This window comes from Agrobacterium sp. SUL3 (genome assembly GCF_001263295.1).
GTDB lineage: Bacteria > Pseudomonadota > Alphaproteobacteria > Rhizobiales > Rhizobiaceae > Agrobacterium > Agrobacterium tomkonis.
The window spans coordinates 149006-169924 of sequence record NZ_KQ414506.1; the positions used below are offsets into that span (position 1 = coordinate 149006).

The window sequence follows — 20919 nt, forward strand, 5'->3', positions numbered from 1 at the left end:
GCAATGCGTAGATGGTGGAACACGTAATGGTCGAAAAAAATGTCGCGTATAACCGGGACGCCCGGTCCGAAGGGTTCGCTGACAACGATCCTCTGGCAGAACTGGCGCGTATCGTCGGCTTCGAAGATCGTCCTTCGCATGCGGGTTCCGAGGCTCAGCCATCGGTTGCCCGCCGCGAACCCGAATTTAACCTCGAAGATGAGCTTCTGAGGGAATTCGAGGTTTACGACGCACCGCACGCCGATCCAGTCGTTCTTGATCCGGCAAACGATGTTCGTGCGGGCATCCACCCCAACGACTTCATGCAGCGTGTCGAATCGGTTTTCGCCCGCCGCGAGCCCGAGCTTGCACCCGCACCTGCACCCGAGGTGAGGGAAGAGCGGCTTCCCGAGGTCGACCAGGCCTATATCCATAATTACGTGGAAACATCAGCTCAGCAGGACATCCGCGCGGACTTCCGTGACGATGCCGGCGCCGTCGCCGAAGTTTTCGATGTGCATTCCCGCCAGCCGCGCGCCGCTGAGCCTGTGGTTTACCAGCAGGCCGCCCAGCAGGTCGCATGGGAAGAGCCGCAGGCCGTTGAACCTGCCGAGCCCGAATGGCACACCATGCCGGAGCTTCCGGCCGATGTTTCGAGCAATGTTGCTTTTGCCGGTCAGGCCTATGCGCCGGAACCGCAGGCTTTTGATCTTGCCGATGAGGTGGAGATCGCGGTTGCCGAGGAAGCGCCCGCTCCGGTTTCCGTGCGTCCGCCTTCGCATGGCGGCCGTTCTTCGCTCGAATTTTCCAGCCTGCGCCTGCCGCTTGCGAATTTCGGCGCGCGCCGCGATGTTTCCGCTGTCGATCCGAGAAGGGTCGAGCCGCGCTCCGAACAGCCGCTTGTCGCGGCCCGGATGGAACCGCAGATCGAGCCACAGATCGAGCCCGCGCCGGCACCTGCCGTCATTCAGGCGGAAGAGACAGCACCTGCCTTTGCACCCTCGGTTGCGGAAAGCTTCACGCCTGCCGAGCAGCCTGTGACGCCTCCGGTTGCTCAAAGGCCGGCTGCGACCAATCTGTCGCCGATGGATGAGCTGATCTACGACGTTGCGAAATATTCCATTCCCGGTCGTGGCGAAGAACCCGTCGTGCAGTCCGCGCCTGTCGTTCAGGCCGCAAAAATCGAACCGCCGGTGATTGCCGCAACGCCAGTTACTGCGGCTCCCGCACGGGCGACGCCGGTTGCCCCCGCTGTATCCCCGGCTCCTCTTCAGGAGCCGGATTTCACGGATTTTGCCGGTTTCAACGATGATGATTTCGAGCTGGCGCTCGACGATCTCGATCTTGATCTCGACCTGTCGGAAATCGCCGAAGCCGAGGTTGCTCCTGCGCCCGCGCCGCAACCCGTTCGCCAGCAGCCGGTCGCCCCGGTGGTGGCTGCCGCGCCCCAGCCGGTGAGGGAACAGCCTGTTCCGCAACCACGCGCCGCAACCGTTGCCGCTCCCATCGCAGCAGCAGCTGCGCCCGTTCAGCCGCGTCCGGCTGTCGCCGCGCCGCAGCCGGCAGCGCCGCAGACGCTGGAAAGCCTGCCTTTCGATCCTTCGCAGATCGGTGAAACGGAAGAACACCCGGAAACCATCATTGAAATGGATGTTCCGGAACTGCCGGTCGGGGTTTTCGAACCCAAGCCGGCGCCGCGCCGTCACGAGGAAGACCTCGATATCGATACCGAGCTTGCGACGCTGTTTGCGCCTGCAGTTGCCGGTGGTCTCGACCGCCATAAACACGCGGAAAACCGCGCTGCCGCCCCGCAGGCGCGCGCCGCGCAGGCTCCTGATGACGCCGATGAATTCGAGCGGGCTCTGGAAGAGGACTTCCGCCGCTCCATGCAGGAGGCTGCGGCTTCCCGTGGCAATGTGTCGCGCGATGCCGAAAATACCTATGTCGATCATCAGGCGGCCTATCGCGATGAAGATGAACGCGGCGGTCGCCGCTGGATCATGCCGGTGGCCGCCGCAATCGGTCTGGTGCTGATCGGTGGCGGCGTCTACGCGCTGATATCAGGCGGTTCGTCCGGTACCGGTTCCAATGGTGCGCCGGTCATCATCTCCGCCGATAACGACCCGATGAAGGTCGTGCCGGAAAATCCGGGCGGTCGCGTCGTGCCAAATCAGGACAAGGCGGTTTATGACCGTGTTGCCGGCGGCAGCGCTGCCGATCCGAAACAGCCGGCGCTGATTTCCAGCAACGAACAGCCGGTGGATGTGGTTCAGCGCACGCTGATCCCGGAACAATTGCCGCTGGAAGGCGAAAACGACGGGGATATGGAAGCAACCGGGACGCCGGTTGGCGAAACCGAAGATCCGCGCCTGCTTTCGCCGGAAGAAAAGGCTGCTCAGAACGAAGGTTCTGGCGCGACCGGCGTTTCGCCGCGCAAGGTCCGCACCATGATCGTCAAGCCGGACGGCACGCTGGTCGCCCAGGAAGTGGACGCACCGGCAGCCCAGCCGCCAAAGGCCGACAAGGTTGCAGAGCTTGCCGCGCCGCAGACCGCCAAGCCGGGTGAGGGCGCTCCCGCCGTCATCGCCGCTTCGCGGGTTCCAGTGGCGCCCGAGCAGGCTGCAAAGCCGCAGGCCAACACGCCTGCTGCCGCTGCCACGCCAACCTCACAGTCGCAAGCCTCGCAGTCGGCAGCACCGCTTCCTTCGGCGCGTCCGTCTGCCCAGCCCGCCAATGTGGTGGCAACCGTTACCAACCAGGGTAATGTCCGCCCGGCGACTGCCGCTCCGGCCCAGCAGCAGACGGCTGCCGTGGCACCTGCGACAACCAGCACGCCTTCTGCCGGTGGCTACTACATCCAGATCGCGTCGCTGCCGAGCCAGGCTGAGGCCCAGAAGTCCTACCAGAACATGTCGGCCAAGTTCGGCTCGGTCATCGGTGGACGCGGCGTCGACATCAAGGCCGCTGAAATTGCCGGCAAGGGCACGTTCTACCGCGTCCGCATCCCTGCGGGTGACAAGAACGAAGCCGTGGCGCTGTGCGAGAAGTTCCGCTCGGCCGGCGGCAGCTGCCTGGTGGCACGCTGATAGCGGCCGATCTGGCTTCGTAACGATTGGGGCTGCCGCATGAGGCAGCCCTTGGAGTATTTGGAGCTTCCACCACACTCTCCATCATCCTCGGGCTTGACCCGAGGACCCATAACCCGGAGCGATGGATCCTCGGGTCAGGCCCGAGGATGACGGCGGAGAGGTTGTCGGACGATTTTCGCAATCCCGATGGCGCAGTCTCCTTACCCTTACCCCTCTTTTCCCTGCGAGCGTGACACCATGACCGATTGCAAAGCCATGATCCTCGGATGCAGCGGGCTTTCGCTGACCGCCGACGAGATTGCCCTTTACCGTGACCAGCAGCCGTGGGGCTTCATCCTGTTCGGCCGCAATATCGGCGAGCCGCAACAGATTGCCGATCTCGTCGCATCCATGCGTGATGCCGTCGGGAGGCCAGATGCGCCGGTGTTGATCGATCAGGAAGGCGGGCGCGTTCAGCGCATCAAGCCGCCGATCCTGCAGGCCTATCCAAATGCCCGCATTCTCGGTGAAATCTACGAGCGCGACCGCGAAGAAGGCTTGCGCGCCGCCTGGCTGATGTCGCGCCTGCATGCCTTTGACCTGATGAAATTCGGCATCAATGTCGATTGCCTGCCGGTGCTTGATGTGCCGGTGGAAGGCGCCAGCAATGTCATCGGCGACCGGGCTTATGGCTATTCGCCGACCATGGTGGCGCAGATGGGCCAGGCGGCTGCCGATGGGCTGAAGGCCGGTGGTATGTTGCCCGTCATGAAACATATGCCGGGTCACGGTCGCGGCATGGTCGATTCGCACCATGAATTGCCTGTTGTCGATGTGCCGCTTGATGAGCTGGACGGCCATGATTTCGTGCCGTTCCGGGCGCTTAACCGCGAATTGATGGCGATGAGCGCACATCTGGTGTTCAACGCCGTTGATCGCGAACGCCCGGCGACTACCTCGGCGAAGGTGATCGAGGAGGTCATTCGCGGTCGGATCGGCTTTGACGGGCTGCTGATGTCCGACGACAGTTCAATGAATGCGCTGAAGGGCACGCTTGGCGAACGGGCTGCGAATATTGTTGCTGGTGGCTGCGATATAGTCTTGCATTGCAACGGCGTGATGGGTGAAATGCTTGAGGTTGTGAAGGAAGTTCCCGTTCTTTCCGGCCGTTCGCTGGAGCGGGTTCGGGCTGTGGAGGCGGGTTTCCCCGCTGCTGACGCCCCCGACGAAGCTGAACTGAGAGCTGAATTCAACGCCATGTGGGCCGTTTCCTGACGATCGGGTGGCGGTCGCCCACTCGGGATCACAGGCCGGATGCCCGGCGGATGGAACAATGGCCGCAGACAAGTCTCGCAATTCAACGCCGATGGACAAGCTCTGGCAGGATGTGACGCCGGAGCGGCTGACGGGCGAGGCCGGGCTGGTCATCGATGTCGCGGGTTTCGAAGGCCCGCTTGATCTTCTCCTGCATCTTGCCCGCACGCAGAAGGTTGATCTGTCACGCATTTCGGTGCTGGCCCTTGCCGAGCAATATCTGCAATTCGTGGAAAGCGCGCGCCGCGTGCGCATCGAGCTGGCCGCCGATTATCTTGTGATGGCGGCCTGGCTCGCTTTCCTGAAATCCAAACTACTTATTCCGCAGCAGGCAAAGGATGACGGCCCTTCGGGCGAGGAAATGGCCGCGACGCTGGCCTTCCGGCTGAAACGCCTGGAGGCGATGCGCGAGGCGGCCGAAAGGCTGGTCAACCGCGCCCAGCTTGGCCGCGACGTTTTCGCCCGCGGCGCACCGGAGCATATTCCGCATATCAATCGCTCGGCTTATGAGGCGAACCTCTACGATCTTCTGAGCGCCTATGCCAATCTGCGGCAGAGGCAGGCCATCACCCAGGTCACGATCGAAAAACGGCAGGTGTGGTCGCTGGTGGAGGCGCGTGAGCTTCTCAACAGCCTCCTCGGTGATGTCGGTGAATGGACGGTGCTCGATCAATATCTGCTGCAATATGTTCCGGATCCCGCCATGCGGGTGACGGCCATCGCCAGCGCCTTTGCCGCCTCGCTGGAACTGGTGCGCGAGGGATCGTTGCAAATCCGGCAGGAGGGGGCTTTCCAGCCCATCTATATGCGCCGGGGCACAAGGGACGAGCGCGGAGCCAGTGCCGGAGGGACCGATAATGACGAATGACGACGAGACCGGCGAGGCAATGATCGCGACAGATGGGGTGGAGCCCGAACCCACGGTGTTTTCCGAGCGTCAGCTGAAGGAGGCTGAGCGAATTGCCGAAGCGCTGGTTTTCGCCTCGGCCGAGCCGGTTTCCATCGGTTTCATCGCCGAGCGTCTGCCGCGCGGCATGGATGTCGTCGCCATTCTGCACGCGCTGAAGGCCGCCTATGGCGACCGTGGTGTCAATCTCGTGCAGGTGGGCGGGCAGTGGGCGTTCCGCACGGCGGGCGACCTTTCCTTCGTCATCCGCACGGAGGAGAAGGAACCCAAGAAGCTGTCGCGCGCAGCGCTGGAGGTTTTGGCGATTATCGCGTATCATCAGCCGGTGACACGCGCCGAGATCGAGGAAATCCGCGGCGTGCAGACCTCACGCGGTACGCTCGACGTGCTGATGGAGGCGGGCTGGGTGCGTTTCCGCGGTCGCAGGCGCACGCCGGGCCGGCCGGTGACGATCGGCACCACCGTGGAGTTTCTCGATCATTTCGGCCTTGAGGAGTTGCGGGATCTGCCGGGCCTTGAGGAACTGAAGGGAGCGGGACTGCTTTCGGGCCGTATCCCGTCCAATTTCGGTGTGCCTCTGCCGATGATGAGCGACGAGTTGCGTGAGGATGAAGACCCGATCACGCAGCTCGATCTGGAGGAACTGGGCCTGCTTGCACCGGGCGGTGGTGATGGTGACGATTGATATCGTCGTAGGCCCACGCGATACACGCGAAAAGTTTATGGGCACGGCCCGTCTCAGCGACGATTTGTCGTTTGAAAAAGCCTTTCAAACGTCTTACATCGTCTAAAAGCGAAATTCAGGAGTTGCAGTTATGGGTTCTTTTAGTGTGTGGCATTGGCTCATCGTGCTGGTGATCGTTCTCGTCCTTTTCGGACGCGGCAAGATCCCCGAATTGATGGGTGATGTCGCGAAGGGCATCAAGAGCTTCAAGAAGGGCATGGCTGACGAAGACCAGACGCCGCCGCCGGCAGATGCCAATGCGAAGACCGTCGACCACAAGGCTGACGAGATCAAGTAAGCGGCCTGTTCCGTTTGGTGTGAGACTGGCGTTAGGGTCTCGGGAGCATATTGATGTTAGATATCGGCTGGAGCGAGCTTCTGGTGATTGCGGTCGTGCTGATCGTGGTCGTCGGACCGAAAGACTTGCCGCCCATGATCCGCGCCTTCGGCAAGACGATGGCCGGCCTTCGCAAGATGGCCGGGGATTTCCGCACGCAGTTCGATGAGGCCCTCAAAGAGGCCGATATGGACGATGTGCGCCAGACGATTTCCGATGTCCGCAATCTCAACCCCACGAATTCCCTGCGCGATGCGATGAACCCGCTTCGCCAGCTGGGCAATGAGATCAAATCCGACCTGCAGAAGGCAACGGCGGCACCCGATGGCCTGTCCTCCACTGCCGCACCGGCGACGAGCGAGCCGGTCGCCCCGCTCGTGAGCACGCCGGAGCCGGAAATGAAGTTGCCGGATACGCCGCCCGTCGTCGCTGCCGCAGCGGCACCGGTTGCCGCCGCCACGGAAGAAAAGCCGAAACGCGCCCGTGCGAAATCGGTTGCGACCGTCGAAGCCGAAGCGGTTGTCGCCAAGCCGAAACGGGCCGCCCGGACCAAAGTGGCCGCAACGCCGGAAGCTGTTGCTTCCGCGATGACTAGCGAAGCCGCCGTTTCGAAGACGCCCGTGAAGGCTGTCGTCAAAAAGGCAGCGGCCAAGAAGACCGCGGCTGACAGGCCGACGGCGGTGGCCGACGCCAGGCCGGTCAAAGCGGCAAAAACAAAGGCTGTGAAGCCGAAAAAGGATGAAGCATGAGCGGGGATACCGAAGATAAGCCGCAGCCGCTTATCGAGCACCTCATGGAGTTGCGCACCCGGCTGATCTGGTCGCTCGGCGCATTTTTCGTCGCTTTCATCGCCTGTTTCGCGGTTGCCAAGCACCTCTTCAACCTGCTTGTCATTCCCTACAAGTGGGCCGTGCTCTGGGCGGGGCTGGATGTGACAAAATCGTCGCTGATCTATACCGCGCCGCAGGAATTCTTCTTCACGCAGATCAAGGTCGCGATGTTCGGCGCGATGGTCATCTCCTTTCCGGTGATCGCCTCGCAGCTCTATAAATTCGTCGCACCCGGTCTCTACAAGAACGAACGCGCCGCCTTCCTGCCGTTCCTCATCGCGTCGCCGATCCTTTTCCTCATCGGTGCGGCGCTCGTCTATTTCTTCTTCACGCCCATGGTCATGTGGTTCTTCCTCGCCATGCAGCAATTGCCTGAGGATGGCGAGGTGGCGATTTCGCTGATGCCGAAGGTGTCGGAATATCTGAGCCTCATCATGACGCTGGTGCTGTCCTTCGGCCTTGTGTTCCAGCTGCCCGTCGTCACCACGCTTCTGGCGCGTGTCGGGCTTCTGACCAGCGACTGGCTGCGTGAAAAACGCAAGTTTGCTATCGTCATGGCCTTTGTGGTCGCGGCCGTGCTGACGCCGCCAGACCCCATGTCCCAGATCGGTCTTGCGCTGCCTGCGATCATTCTCTACGAGATTTCCATCTACATGGCTCGACTCGTGGAGAGGAAACGTGCGGCGGAATCCAAAAGCACGGAGCTGGAAGAGACCTGAGCCTTTGCGAAGGTCTACCCCGCTCACAAATCTCTTCGCGCCGGGCCTTTGCCCGGCGTTTTGCTGAGGGCATGCAACAACGGTCTGGAACGACGATGCACGACATTAAATGGATACGCGAAAACCCCGAAGCCTTCGATGCGGCTCTTGCACGCCGAGGTGCTGAGCCTGCCGCCAGCGGCCTGATCGCCCTTGATGAAAAACGCCGTTCCGTCATCCAGTCCCTGCAGGACATGCAGTCCCGTCGCAATGCCGCCTCCAAGGAAATCGGCGCCGCCATGGCGCAGAAGAACATGGAGCTTGCGGAGAAACTGAAGGCAGAAGTCGCCGACATCAAGGAAAACATGCCGCGCGCCGAGGAGGAGGACCGTCAGGTCACCGCCGAGCTGAACGACGCCCTGTCGCGCCTGCCGAACATGCCCTTCGACGATGTGCCCGATGGCAAGGACGAGCACGACAATGTGGTTACCCGCGTGGTCGGCCAGAAGCCCGGCTGGAACCATGAGGCCAAGGAGCATTTCGAGATCGGCGAAGCGCTCGGTTACATGGATTTCGAGCGCGCCGCCAAGCTGTCGGGCTCGCGTTTTACCGTTCTGACCAGCCAGCTGGCACGGCTGGAGCGGGCGCTCGGCCAGTTCATGATCGACCTGCACACGACGGAACACGGTTATACCGAAGTTTCCTCGCCGCTGATGGTGCGTGACGAGGCGATGTTCGGAACCGGGCAGTTGCCGAAGTTTTCCGAGGACCTGTTCAAGACCACCGATGGCCGGTGGCTGATCCCGACGGCGGAAGTGACGCTGACAAATCTCGTTTCAGGCGAAATTCTCGAGCAGGAAAAACTGCCGTTGCGTTTCACCGCGCTCACACCGTCCTTCCGCTCGGAAGCGGGTTCTGCCGGCCGCGATACGCGCGGCATGCTGCGCCAGCACCAGTTCTGGAAATGCGAACTCGTCTCCATCACCGATGCGGAAAGTGCTGTTGCCGAGCATGAGCGCATGACGGCCTGCGCCGAAGAAGTGCTGAAGCGTCTCGGCCTGCATTTCCGCACCATGACGCTCTGCACCGGCGACATGGGGTTTGGCGCACGCAAGACTTACGATCTGGAAGTCTGGCTGCCAGGTCAGGACACCTATCGCGAAATTTCGTCCTGCTCGGTCTGCGGCGATTTCCAGGGCCGGCGCATGAATGCGCGTTATCGCGGCAAGGACGACAAGGCGACGAAGTTCGTGCACACGCTGAACGGTTCCGGCACGGCCGTCGGCCGCTGCCTGATCGCGGTTCTCGAAAATTATCTGAACGAGGACGGTTCCGTCACAATTCCTGACGTGCTGTTGCCCTATATGGGCGGTCTGAAGCGGATCGAGAAGGCGGCCTGAGAATTACACTACCGTCATGCCGGACTTGATCCGGCATCCAGCCAGCCCAAGTCCTTGGGCTGAAAAGAGTCCTTCCCGCCGCGCAGACGCGCGTCGGCTGGATGCCGGATCAGGTCCGGCATGACGGAGGAGAGGATGCTTCGTCCCCTGCGACATGAAAGCGGAGAGAGAAAACATGCGGATTTTGCTGACCAATGACGACGGTATCCACGCCGAAGGGCTGGCGGTGCTGGAGCGTATCGCCCGCACGCTGTCCGACGATGTCTGGATCGTTGCGCCGGAAACCGATCAGAGCGGCCTTGCTCATTCGCTGACGCTTTCCGAACCGCTGCGTCTGCGAAAAGTTTCTGACAAACATTTCGCGCTGCGTGGCACGCCGACCGATTGCGTCATCATGGGCATTCGCGAGGTTCTGCCTGAGAAGCCAGATCTCGTGCTGTCAGGCGTTAATGCCGGCGCCAACATGGCCGATGACGTGACCTACTCCGGCACGATTGCCGGCGCCATCGAAGGCACGCTGCAGGGCGTGCGTTCCTTTGCGCTCAGCCAGGCCTTCAGCCATGCCGATGGCCGTGTCGTGCCGTGGGAAGTCGCCGAAACCTATGCGCCGGATCTTCTGCGCAAGCTGATGGATGTCGATCTGCCTGATGGCACGTTCCTCAACCTCAATTTCCCCAATTGCGCGCCCAAGGATGTGCAGGGCGTTTCCGTGACCGGGCAGGGCAAGCTCGATTTTGGCCTGACCGTGGAAGAACGACAGGACGGCCGCGGTTTCCCCTATTACTGGCTGCGCTTCGGCGAACGTCTCGGAACCTTCCGCGAAGGCACCGATATCCATGCCCTGAAGCATGGCAAGATTTCGGTCACGCCGCTTAAGCTTGACCTGACGGACTACACGGTGAAGGATCGGGTTGCGCAAGCACTGGGATTCGGAGTCGCCGATTGAAATCCGCAATGGTCGAAAAGGAAGGTTTTGCCGCTCTGGTTCTCCGCTTAAGGGGCGAGGGGATTTCCGACCTTGATCTTTTAACGGCGGTCGAGCAGACGCCACGCTCCAAATTCGTGCCGCCGCAATTTGCGGCCGACGCCTATTCCAGCCGCACGATCCCGATCGATTGCGGTGCCTTCATGGAAGGCGCCGACATGGCGGTGAAGATCCTTGCCCGCCTGCAGCTGAAACCCGGCCAACGCGTGCTGGAAATCGGCACCGGCAGCGGTTTCATGACGGCGATCATCGCTCGCCGGGTGGAGCGGGTGTTTTCGCTGGAGCGTTACAAGACACTGGTGCAGCAGGCGCAGAACTGTCTCGATGACCTTTCCATCCGCAATGTCGTCATTCGCCAGGCGGACGGCAGCAACGGGCTTGTGGGCGAGGGCACCTTTGACCGCATCGTCTCCACGGCTGCCTTCACCACCATGCCGCGCTTCTTTGCCGAGCAGATCGTTTCGGGCGGAATGATGATCGCGCCGATCATCGTTGAGGGTGATCGCTGCGTGATGACCCGCTTTTCCAAGACCGGCAGCCGCTTCGAAAAGGAAGAGCTGTTTGAGGCGCCTTATCTGCCGCTCAGCACCCATATTGCCCGGCATTTGTAACAAAATGAAAATTTTGAAGACGGTTTATTTTAGTCTTCTAAAGTTCTGAATTTCCGTAACTAACTGATTTTCAATATCATTATTGTTCAATCGTGACGCATCCGGTTTTCGTCATGGTTATCGAAGTGTCAAAAAAGCGCCAAACGGCTTAACGTTTTAACGGCGTGGTAACACTAACGCGCTTTAATCATAAACATCGACGCATGGTTTTCCCCACCTCGGGAAATGGGCCTTGCAAGAAGTGAAATTTGTGCCGGATCGGTCTCGATGCGGCGGGTTGGCGTCAGTGTAGATCGAGTCATGCGTATGAGACATTCGTCTAAAATCGGAAAATCAGTCGCAAAAATGTTCGCAGCGGCATTGCTGGCAAGCGTCGCAACGGGCTGTAGCTCGGATGCAACGCGGTTCGGCGGCCTCTTTTCCAGTGGACCGGATCAGATGACCACGGCGTCAATTCCAGCCCGTCAGGGCAGCGGTGCTTATGCGCAGGCCCCGGTTCCGCAGGGCGACATGAATGGCGGTTACGCCTCTGCCGCGCCACAGGGCGGTTACGCCAACCAGAACATGGCGGGCAATTCCTATCCGCAGTCCGGCGGTTACGGCGGCGGCATCCAGCCTTCCACGGCCCGCTCGGCTTCGGCCTCTCCGGTGCAGCGTTCCGAACTGTCGGCGCCGTCGGCAGTGGCAAGCCGCGATCCGTCGACGCGCAACGAAGCCATGGCCCAGCCTTTCCCATCCGCGCAGCGACAGGCAGCTCCGTCTCTGGCAGCACCTGCTCGCCAGGCCGCAGCACCCGTTACCGACAATCTGACGACTGCAACCGTCCGTTCCGACAAGAATGGCTGGCATACGGATGGCGCTTCTTCGGTGACGCTGCGTCCGGGCGAAAGCATCACCACCATTTCCAATCGCTACGGCGTTCCGGAAAAGGAACTGCTGCGGGTCAACGGTCTGAAAACCGCGTCGTCCGCGCAGGCTGGCCAGTCGATCCTCATTCCGAAATTCGGCCAGGTGCGCAACGCCGCCAAGGATGCCGCCGGTAATATCGCGCTGAACCGCAATGGCGACCAACCGACGCCGCTGCGCAGCCCCGAGGGCAATGTGGCCGTGCTGCCGTCGCAGGCTGCTGCTCGCGACAAGGTTGCCTCCGAGGCCGGCAAGCTGACGCCTCCCGGCGGCAAGCCGCTGCCGCCGACCGGTGGCTACAAGGTTCAGCCGGGCGACAGCCTTGCGAAGATCGCCCGTGAAAACGGCGTCTCGGTTGCCGCGCTGAAGGCCGCCAATGGTCTTTCCAACGAGAGCATCCGTATCGGCCAGACACTTTCCATGCCGGGCGCCGGCACTGACAATGTCAAGACGGCCTCCGTTCCCGCCAAGGAAGCGGCCAAGGCAGTCGAGACCGCATCCGCCAAGCCGGAGCCCTACAAGGCCCCTGCCGCTGCTGCCGCGACTGTACCGGCCGCGCCGGCTGCCACGGCAAGTGTCAGCGATATCGAAAAGAAGTCCGACATGGCTTCTCTTGCGCCTGAATCCACGGGCATCGGCAAATATCGCTGGCCGGTTCGCGGCGCAGTCATCAACAATTTCGGTGACAATGTCGAAGGCAGCCGCAATGACGGCATCAACATCTCGGTTCCCGAGGGTACGCCGATCAAGGCCGCTGAAAACGGTGTGGTCATCTATGCCGGCAACGGTCTGAAGCAGCTCGGCAACACGGTGCTGGTGCGCCACGACGACGGCAAGGTCACCGTCTACGGCAACGCCGCAAATCTCGACGTACAGCGCGGCCAGAAGGTCCAGCGTGGCCAGACCATCGCCACCTCGGGCATGACGGGCAGCGCCAAGCGTCCGCAGGTTCACTTCGAAGTTCGCAAGGATGCGACGCCGGTGAACCCATCAGGTTTCCTTGAATAGGTATTGCGTCTCAAGGAATGATGAAGCCGGGTGAAGAGCCCGGCTTTTTCATTTTTGGGGGTGAGGGATGCAAACGTCTCCACATATTCGATGTCCTCCTCGGGCTTGACCCGAGGACCCATGGTGCGCGGAGTTGTGGATCCTCGGGTCAAGCCCGAGGAGGACGGAGGAGAGAGCGCGGCCGAGACAGAAACGGCCCCGTTTCCAATGCCAGTTTACCCTCTCACCAACCCGACCGTCTTCTCGATGAAGTCGGCAATCGTTGCGGTATCATCGAGATTGAAAACGGGCAGGTTCGTGTCCGCCACTTCATGATCGGCGGCAATCGCGATGATATGTGGATCGAGCGGCGCAAGCGGTTCGGTTTTCATCGCCTCCAGCCGGCGCGCCTCGATCTTCGGCACCGGCTCATATTTGTAGCCTTCTATCAGCACGAGATCGCAAGGGGCGAGGCGGGAGAGGATGTGCTCGAAGGACGGTTCCCGTTCGCCGCGCAATTCATGCATGATGGCGAAGCGGGTGCCGGAGACGATGGTGACCTCATGGGCGCCGGCTTGGCGGTGACGCCAGCTATCCGCACCCACCTTGTCGATATCGAAATCATGATGGGCGTGCTTGATGGTGGAGACGCGGTAGCCGCGTGCTGTCAGCTCGGTGACGATGCGCACCGCAAGGCCGGTCTTGCCCGAATTTTTCCAGCCGGCAATGCCAAAGACCTTTTGTGTCGTCATGGTTCCAGCTCCATCTCTTTGTTTCAACGCATTATCCTGATGCAAAACCGCTGCGCACCTTTACTGGAAATGCTCCAGATAGCTACGCGCCAGCGCCAGCTCATCCGGCGTGTTGATGTTGAAGAATGGATCGAGGCTGCCCTTTGCCGTTTCAAGCGGCGGAAAAGCCACGCCGATGGTGACGTGCCGGGCAAGATAAGCGCGGATGCGGCGGTTCGCATCGTTCCTCAGCCACTCCTCCAGATCGTCGGCAAGCGCCACCGGCCACAGCGCGAAGACGGGGTGAAGCTGGCCGCTGGAGGCGGCAATGATGATCGTATTGTCCGATACGTGTTCGCAAAGCCGGGCGACGAGATCGTCCGGAAAGAACGGGCTGTCGGCAGGCGTCGTCAGGAAATGGCTGCCGGCAGCCTCGCGATTGCGGAAGTGCCGCATGCCGGCCAGAACACCTGCAAGCGGACCGGCATGGCCGTTCAGCGTATCGGGCAGCAGCGGCAGGCCGAAAGTGTCCGCCCAGCCGCCCTTGTCATGGATCGCGGCATTGATGGTGACATCCGAGACCTGCGGCGAAATGCGGCGCACGACGTGGGAAAGCAGCGGTGCATCGCCCAGCATCACCATTGCCTTGTTGGTGCCCATGCGCCGCGACAGGCCGCCGGCGAGCACGAGACCGGGTATCCGATGGGGAAGGGCGCTCATTGCCGCTGTTCCTGCAGCCTTACGACATAGGTGGTGAGAAGGGCGACAAGGCCGGTCGCCAGCATCACCATGAGGAGCGGCCAGGTTCCATCTTCTTTTGAGAGAACCGATGAGGCAAGCACGGAAAGGGCGGCACCGCCACCGATGGTCATCGCGCCGCCGAGACCCGAGGCGGAGCCGGCCAGATGCGGCTGGACGCTGACCATGCCGGCATTGGCGCTGGGCAGTGTCACGCCGTTGCCGACGCCGATCAGGGCAAGCGGCACGAAGAACGCATAGGCGCTTTCCGCCCCGGCGGAAATCAGTGTGATGGTCGTGGCGATGCCGGCAAGGGCGATGACGTTGCCCGACAGCATCATGCGGGTGATGCCGATCTGGCTGGCATAACGGCCGGAGACAAAATTGCCGAGCATGTAACCACTGGCCATGAAGAAGAATTGCAGGCCGAGCATGGCCGGCGCAAGCCCGTAAAGCACGCTGCCGACGAAGGGTGCGCCGCCGAGGAAGGAAAAGAACATGCCCGATGAGAAGGTCGAGGTCAGAGCATAACCCCAGAATAGCGGCGAGCGCAGAAGTTCCGGCCAGGCGTGGAACTGCTGTGAAAAACTCGCTGATTTATTGTGGTTGGTTTCGCCGAGATCGAACCAGGCCAGCGCCAGAATGCCGACGCCGAGCAGGGCAAGGAGCGCGAAACTGGACTGCCAGCCGGAAATGTCGTTGAGCAACCCGCCGACCGTGGGACCGACCATCGGCACCACCGACATGCCCATGGTGACATAGCCGATCATCGAGGCGGCCTGTTCCATCGGCACCATGTCACGCACGATGGCACGGGCCAGCACGAAGCCGGAAACGACGGCCGCCTGTGCCACCCGCCCGATCATGAAGACGGTGATATTCGGCGCCAGCATGCAGACCAGCGTGGCGACGATCATGATCGCGATGCTGGCAAGCATGACGGGCCGGCGGCCGAAGAGATCGGAGAGCGGGCCGATAAGCAGTTGCAGGCAGGCGGTGGCGGCGAGGTAGCCTGAAACGGCAAATTGCATCACCGCGTAATCGGTCTCGAAATAGAGCGCCATGGCCGCAAGCGAGGGCAGGAACACATTCATGCACAGCGCCGCGACGCCGGCGATGACGACCAGCGTGATGATATGGGGTGGGGTGGTCCGGTCGAGAAAACGGCCGCTTTTCATCTCATTCTCCCGCCTCTTCCGTAACGGCAGTTTTCGTTACGGAAGCCGGCCGCACTGTTGTCGCAGCCGTTGGTGTCGCGGCTGCGCGCTTGGCCATCTGCGAACGCTTTCGCAGGCTTTCGCGGTAGAACGTATAGAGGCCTGAACCGATGACGATCATGGCGCCGATGATGGTGAAACTGTCGATCTTTTCGTTGAAGAAGAACACACCGATCATGAAACCCCAGAGCAGGCCGGTATAACGGAACGGCGCGACGAAGGAGATTTCGCCTGATCTCATCGCGAGAATGATCGCCTGATAACCGACCAGCACCAGAATGGCCGAAGCGGCGAGATGCGAGACGATCGTGACGTTCATCGGCTGCCAGCCGCCGAAAGGCACGATCAGCAGACCGCCCACCGCCATGTTGACCGTGGCGGTGATGACGGTAATGGCGAGCGAGGGCACATCGGCATACATTTTCCGGGTCAGGAGATCACGTGCGGCGGTGACGGCGAGCGATGCGACGACCAGCAATGCACCGGGCGTGAAACCTTCCGGGCCGGGTCTGATGATGACGAGCACGCCGATGAAACCGACGATGATCGCCACCCACCGCCGCCAGCCGACCGGCTCGCGCAGGAACAGCGCCGCACCCAGCGTCACCACCAGCGGCAGCGACTGCAATATGGCCGAGGCATTGGAAAATTCGATGAGGCCGAGTGCAGTCAGATAAAGCACGGCGGCAGTCACTTCGCAGAGACAGCGCAGGATGATGATGGGGCGCATCAGGGTTTTCAGCGGCCGCAGCGCGCCGAAATGCCGTGCGGCAATGTAGATCAGCACCACGGTCATGATGCCGCGCACGAACATGATCTGGCCGGTGTTGATATAGGGTGTGACGGATTTCGTCAGAGCGTCGTTGGCCGTGAAGCTTGCCATGGCGAGCGCCATGAAAAGCGCGCCGCGCGTATTGTCCGTCAATGCCATTCCATACGATCCCAGACCATGCGCAGTTTTACCCTGATCGCCCTTTCAGACGGTTTCGGGCGGCCTCGCGGGCGCGACGACGCATTCCTCCATGTAAAGAGACGTGGCACGGAGGCGTCGGCAATTCAACCGTTTATATGGGTGGGTCGACGAGAAAGAGGTTCAGCCGCCGATCAGCCGCCCGTCACGCTCATATGGCGGGCGACCGCTGGGCGTTTGTGGGTGCGGTCGATGATGAAATCGTGCCCCTTCGGCTTGCGCAGAAGGGCTTCATCTATGGCGCTGGAAAGATAGGCGTCGCTGTCGGAAGCGCGCAGCGCCGTGCGCAGGTCGGCGGCATCGTCCTGGCCCAGACACATATAGAGCGTGCCGGTGCAGGTGAGGCGGACACGGTTGCAGCTTTCGCAGAAATTATGGGTCATCGGCGTGATGAAACCGAGCCGACCGCCGGTTTCCTTCACCGTCACATAACGGGCGGGGCCGCCGGTCTGGTAGTCGCTGTCGATGAGCGTGAAGTTTTTTTCCAGATCGGCGCGCAGCTGTGACAACGGCAGGTAGCGGTCGGTGCGGTCTTCCTCGATCTCGCCCATCGGCATGGTTTCGATGACAGTCAGGTCCATGCCGCGACCATGGGCAAAACGCATGATCTCGGCAATTTCGGTGTCGTTGAAGTCCTTCAGCGCCACGGCGTTGAGCTTCACCTTGATGCCTGCGGCCTGTGCGGCATCCAGCCCTTCCATCACCCGGTCGATATCGCCCCAGCGAGTGATCTGGCGGAATTTATCGCGGTCGAGCGTATCGAGCGAGACATTGATGCGCTTGACGCCGCAATCGGCCAGCTCATCGGCATATTTGGCAAGCTGCGAGCCATTGGTGGTCAGCGTCAGCTCCGTGAGCGCGCCGGTGCGCACGTGGCGGCCGAGGTTCCTTACCAGCGACATGATGTTCTTGCGCACCAGCGGCTCGCCGCCGGTGAGCCTGAGCTTGCGCACGCCGCGCGTTATGAAGACGGAACAGAGACGGTCGAGCTCTTCCAGCGTCAGAAGGTCTTTCTTCGGCAGGAAGGTCATGTGTTCGGACATGCAATAGGTGCAGCGGAAATCGCAGCGGTCGGTGACTGAAACGCGCAGATAGGTGATGGCGCGGCCGAAGGGATCAATCATCGGTGCGTTGTTTTCCGTCAGGAATTGCGCTTTTTCAAGCGATCCGGGGAAACTGTTCACGTCTCCATCCTCTTTGCGCGATGCGCCTTTCAAATGATGTAGTGGCTTGCCTATCGTGAGGCAAGTCCGTAATTTTGACGCATATTATGAGCTTACGGAAGTGAAAAATGAGTGATGTCTGGCCGACCGAGCTGCTTGTGTCGAAAGACCGGCGGGAATTGACCGTTTCCTTTGACGATGGAAGCGTTTACCGGCTCCCCGCCGAGATGTTACGGGTGCTTTCACCCTCTGCGGAAGTACAGGGCCACGGTCCGGGACAAAAGGTCACGGTGCCCGGTAAACGCAATGTCGCCATCCGCTCAATGGTCGCCACCGGCAATTATGCGGTTCGCATCGTTTTTGACGACGGCCATGACAGCGGTATCTACACCTGGAAATATCTGAGGGAACTGGGCGAAACCGGCGACGCACTGTTTGACGATTATCAACGGCAGCTTGCTGAAAAAGGCTTGAGCAGGGAGCCGCTATCCCGGTAGAGAAAACATGGAGGTGGATGACCTCGCGATGATAATGACAAAGACTTGAGAAACCCGTGCGTTTGGCAAAATGGTGGCATCCGCACTTCGTCACCCCGGACTTGATCCGGGGTCCAGCGCGATCAAGTCTTTGATCGCAAAAGACTCGTTTTTCACGGCGCAGACGCGCCGTGGCTGGATGCCGGATCTAGTCCGGCATGACGGAGGAAGGTTCTTACGCTTTGCCGGCAATCTGGCGAGGGGGCACTCTCGTTTTATCAACTTCAGCGGGGTGGCGTGTGGCTGTCGAAGCGAACGGAAATGATCTGGCCCAGGTGGTCGTGTTGTTGGCGGCAGGCGTTGTCGCCGCGCCGATTTTCAAGCGCATCGGCCTTGGCTCGGTGCTGGGTTATCTGGCCGCCGGCCTGGTGATCGGGCCTTACGGCCTCGGTTTTTTCTCCGATTCGCAGGCCATTCTGCATATAGCGGAACTCGGCGTGGTGATGTTCCTGTTCATCATTGGCCTTGAAATGCAGCCGTCGCGGCTGTGGTCGATGCGGCAGGATATTTTTGGGCTCGGGGCGCTGCAGGTGCTGGTCTGTATGGCGGGCCTGACATTGATCGGAGTTGGTCTCGGCTTTCCCGTCATCATGTCCTTTGTCGCCGGCACAGGTTTCGTGCTGACCTCAACGGCGATCGTCATGCAGATGCTGCAGGAGCGCAACAGCATGTCGAGCCTGAAAGGCCAGCGCATCATCGCCATCCTGCTGTTTGAGGATCTGGCCATCGTGCCGCTTCTGGCGCTTGTCGCCTTTCTCGGCTCGGGCGGCGAACATGTGACGCCCTCTGAGCGCTGGATTTCCGTGGGCATCGCGCTTGCCGCCGTCGGCGCGCTCATTCTTGCCGGGCGTTATCTGCTCAACCCGTTCTTCCGGCTGCTCGCCGCCTCCGGTGCGCGTGAGGTGATGACGGCCGCCGCCCTGCTGGTGGTGCTGGGGTCTGCGCTGCTGATGCAGGTCAGCGGGCTTTCCATGGCCATGGGCGCTTTCCTTGCCGGCGTGCTTTTGTCGGAATCCTCCTTCCGGCATCAGCTGGAAGCGGATATCGAGCCGTTTCGCGGCATTCTGCTCGGCCTGTTTTTCCTCGGTGTCGGCATGGCGATCGACCTTGCCGTCATCGCGTCCAACTGGCAGCTGGTGGTCGTCAGCGTCGCGGGCTATATGCTGCTCAAGGGTTTTCTCATCTATGGTGTGGCGCGGGCGCTCGGCACCACGCGCCGCGAGAGCCTGGAGCGGGCGGTGCTGATGGCGCAGGGCGGCGAATTCGCCTTCGTGCTTTATTCCGCCGCCGTCAGCGCCGGCATTCTCGACCGGGAGGCTAACGCCATCCTGACGGCGACCATCATCATTTCGATGGTGCTGACGCCGCTGATGGTCATTCTGCACGACCGGCTGGTGCCGGCTGCGGTTCCCAATACCGATGATCTCGATGTGCCTGAGAATGTCGAGGGCAGCATTCTGCTGATCGGCTTCGGGCGTTTCGGCCAGATCGTCAGCCAGCCGCTTCTGGCGCGGGGATACACGCTGTCTCTCATCGACAAGGATGCCGAATTCGTACGCGATGCGGCGGAGTTCGGTTTCAAGGTCTATTATGGCGACGGATCGCGGGCGGAAATCCTGCATGCGGCGGGCGCCAGCACGGCGCGCGCCGTTCTCATCTGTGTCGACGACAAGGATGCGGCGGTGCGGATCGCGGAGATCGTCAAGCACGAATTCCCGCTGGTTCCGGTTCTCGCCCGCGCCTATGACCGTGGCCACGCCATCGATCTTCTGAAGGCCGGCGTGGATTACCAGATCCGCGAGACGCTGGAATCGGCGCTGAATTTCAGCGAGGAAGTGCTGGGCGCCATGGGCGAAGAGCGCGAAGACGCTGCCCGTCTGGTGGAGGAATTCCGTGACCGCGACGAGGAACGTTTCGCCATGGAAGTCGTCGGCGGCATTTATGCCGGCCGTTCGCTGATCCGCGGCAATGCCCAGCCGGCCGATCTCGTCGCCGCGCGCACGGCACGCGAGCGGGCGGAACGGGAAAAGGCAGAAGCGTCGGAAGAGTAAATGCCCTTCCGACAGATGAAGCAAATTTCGAGGGATTGAGGCGAATATGACGATCATTCGTACTGTTGAGGAACTGAAGGCCATCTATGGCGGCACGAGCGAAGCCTCGGTTGCGAAGGTGACGGCCACGCTCACGGCGGAATACCGGCTGATGATCGAGGCGTCACCCTTTCTGGCGCTGGCGACGGTGGGGCCGGAAGGCATGGACTGTTCACCGCGTGGTGACAAGGGCGGCGTGGTGCGGGTGGCGGATGAAAAGACCGTGCTGCTGCCGGACTGGCGCGGCAACAACCGTGTCGACTCCCTTCTCAACATCGTGCGTGACCCACGGGTGGCGCTGATGTTCCTCATTCCCGGCTCGAATACGACGATGCGTATCAACGGCCGCGCCGTAGTTTCGGTTGATCCGGAGCTGCTGCAGAGCTTTGAGATGGACGGCAAACATCCGCGCACCGTCATCGTGGTGACGATTGATGAGGTCTATTTCCAGTGCGCCCGGGCATTGATGCGTTCGGAACTGTGGAACCCGGAACACTTCGTTGAACCGGCGTCGCTCCCCACGCCGGGTGTGCTGCTGAAAGCCGCGAAAGCGGAGTTCGATCAGGAAACCTATGACCGCGAATGGGCGGCGCGGGCGGCGGCTACGATGTGGTGAGGCGCCATGCCGAAGCGACCATCGGGGCTGCTAAGCAAGGCTTTGCAAGGCTCACGCCATTGGCGAAAAAGGAGCATGCATAGCTCGTCACCACGCCGGCCTTGAGCCACTG

The 20919-nt window shown here is 61.3% G+C and carries 19 protein-coding genes; 14 read left to right on the top strand and 5 right to left on the bottom strand.

The genetic code is table 11. The features are described from left to right. Nucleotides 1-26: 26 nt before the first annotated feature. The 11 genes from AKG12_RS17275 (at nucleotide 27) to AKG12_RS17325 (ending at nucleotide 12767) form a co-directional block, all read left to right on the top strand. The gene (locus AKG12_RS17275; RefSeq protein ID WP_052819779.1) at nucleotides 27-3065 is read left to right on the top strand and encodes an SPOR domain-containing protein; all 3039 of its coding nucleotides are present in this window, start codon (nucleotides 27-29) and stop codon (nucleotides 3063-3065) included. Between the two features lie 240 nt (nucleotides 3066-3305). Further along, nucleotides 3306-4322 carry a beta-N-acetylhexosaminidase gene (gene nagZ, locus AKG12_RS17280; protein WP_052819780.1) on the top strand — a complete coding sequence of 339 codons (1017 nt, stop codon included), beginning with the start codon at nucleotides 3306-3308 and terminating at the stop codon, nucleotides 4320-4322. A gap of 58 nt (nucleotides 4323-4380) precedes the next feature. Further along, complete coding sequence (locus tag AKG12_RS17285) at nucleotides 4381-5229, top strand: segregation and condensation protein A (RefSeq protein WP_052819781.1); 849 nt, start codon at nucleotides 4381-4383, stop codon at nucleotides 5227-5229. After that, complete coding sequence (scpB, locus tag AKG12_RS17290) at nucleotides 5219-5953, top strand: SMC-Scp complex subunit ScpB (protein WP_052819782.1); 735 nt, start codon at nucleotides 5219-5221, stop codon at nucleotides 5951-5953. Before AKG12_RS17285 ends, scpB begins: the two co-directional genes overlap by 11 nt. Nucleotides 5954-6083: 130 nt before the next feature. Continuing rightward, nucleotides 6084-6290, top strand: coding sequence for a twin-arginine translocase TatA/TatE family subunit (locus tag AKG12_RS17295; protein ID WP_046798332.1), 207 nt, complete (start codon nucleotides 6084-6086; stop codon nucleotides 6288-6290). Nucleotides 6291-6343: 53 nt separating this feature from the next. Beyond that, a complete protein-coding gene (gene tatB, locus AKG12_RS17300) occupies nucleotides 6344-7078 on the top strand; it encodes a Sec-independent protein translocase protein TatB (protein ID WP_052819783.1) in 735 nt (244 codons plus the stop codon). Beyond that, nucleotides 7075-7878, top strand: a complete 804-nt coding sequence (gene tatC / locus AKG12_RS17305; RefSeq protein WP_046798334.1) for a twin-arginine translocase subunit TatC — start codon at nucleotides 7075-7077, stop codon at nucleotides 7876-7878. Before tatB ends, tatC begins: the two co-directional genes overlap by 4 nt. Nucleotides 7879-7973: 95 nt before the next feature. Then, complete coding sequence (gene serS / locus AKG12_RS17310) at nucleotides 7974-9257, top strand: serine--tRNA ligase (protein WP_046798335.1); 1284 nt, start codon at nucleotides 7974-7976, stop codon at nucleotides 9255-9257. Between the two features lie 175 nt (nucleotides 9258-9432). Beyond that, nucleotides 9433-10203, top strand: coding sequence for a 5'/3'-nucleotidase SurE (gene surE / locus AKG12_RS17315; RefSeq protein ID WP_046798464.1), 771 nt, complete (start codon nucleotides 9433-9435; stop codon nucleotides 10201-10203). Further along, nucleotides 10200-10853, top strand: coding sequence for a protein-L-isoaspartate(D-aspartate) O-methyltransferase (locus tag AKG12_RS17320; protein ID WP_046798336.1), 654 nt, complete (start codon nucleotides 10200-10202; stop codon nucleotides 10851-10853). Before surE ends, AKG12_RS17320 begins: the two co-directional genes overlap by 4 nt. Before the next feature lie 345 nt (nucleotides 10854-11198). After that, a complete protein-coding gene (locus AKG12_RS17325; protein WP_052819784.1) occupies nucleotides 11199-12767 on the top strand; it encodes a peptidoglycan DD-metalloendopeptidase family protein in 1569 nt (522 codons plus the stop codon). 215 nt (nucleotides 12768-12982) lie between these two features. On the opposite strand, the gene mobB is transcribed toward AKG12_RS17325, so the two are convergent. The 5 genes from mobB to moaA all read right to left on the bottom strand — a co-directional run bounded on the left by mobB (nucleotide 12983) and on the right by moaA (nucleotide 17586). Continuing rightward, the gene (mobB, locus tag AKG12_RS17330) at nucleotides 12983-13498 is read right to left on the bottom strand and encodes a molybdopterin-guanine dinucleotide biosynthesis protein B (RefSeq protein ID WP_052819785.1); all 516 of its coding nucleotides are present in this window, start codon (nucleotides 13496-13498) and stop codon (nucleotides 12983-12985) included. A gap of 60 nt (nucleotides 13499-13558) precedes the next feature. Continuing rightward, nucleotides 13559-14197, bottom strand: a complete 639-nt coding sequence (gene mobA / locus AKG12_RS17335; RefSeq protein WP_052819786.1) for a molybdenum cofactor guanylyltransferase MobA — start codon at nucleotides 14195-14197, stop codon at nucleotides 13559-13561. Next, nucleotides 14194-15393, bottom strand: a complete 1200-nt coding sequence (locus tag AKG12_RS17340) for a multidrug effflux MFS transporter (RefSeq protein ID WP_046798340.1) — start codon at nucleotides 15391-15393, stop codon at nucleotides 14194-14196. Before AKG12_RS17340 ends, mobA begins: the two co-directional genes overlap by 4 nt. 1 nt (nucleotide 15394) lies before the next feature. Next, nucleotides 15395-16363: a DMT family transporter gene (locus tag AKG12_RS17345; protein ID WP_046798341.1), complete on the bottom strand. Its 969-nt coding sequence runs from the start codon at nucleotides 16361-16363 to the stop codon at nucleotides 15395-15397. 173 nt (nucleotides 16364-16536) lie between these two features. Then, nucleotides 16537-17586, bottom strand: coding sequence for a GTP 3',8-cyclase MoaA (gene moaA / locus AKG12_RS17350; protein ID WP_052819870.1), 1050 nt, complete (start codon nucleotides 17584-17586; stop codon nucleotides 16537-16539). Nucleotides 17587-17693: 107 nt separating this feature from the next. On the opposite strand from moaA, the gene AKG12_RS17355 reads away from it, so the two are divergent. The 3 genes from AKG12_RS17355 to AKG12_RS17365 all read left to right on the top strand — a co-directional run bounded on the left by AKG12_RS17355 (nucleotide 17694) and on the right by AKG12_RS17365 (nucleotide 20807). Then, nucleotides 17694-18062: a gamma-butyrobetaine hydroxylase family protein gene (locus AKG12_RS17355; protein ID WP_046798342.1), complete on the top strand. Its 369-nt coding sequence runs from the start codon at nucleotides 17694-17696 to the stop codon at nucleotides 18060-18062. Between the two features lie 278 nt (nucleotides 18063-18340). Then, complete coding sequence (locus AKG12_RS17360; RefSeq protein ID WP_046798343.1) at nucleotides 18341-20152, top strand: monovalent cation:proton antiporter-2 (CPA2) family protein; 1812 nt, start codon at nucleotides 18341-18343, stop codon at nucleotides 20150-20152. Between the two features lie 46 nt (nucleotides 20153-20198). After that, a complete protein-coding gene (locus tag AKG12_RS17365; RefSeq protein WP_052819787.1) occupies nucleotides 20199-20807 on the top strand; it encodes a pyridoxamine 5'-phosphate oxidase family protein in 609 nt (202 codons plus the stop codon). The last annotated feature ends 112 nt before the right edge of the window (nucleotides 20808-20919 follow it).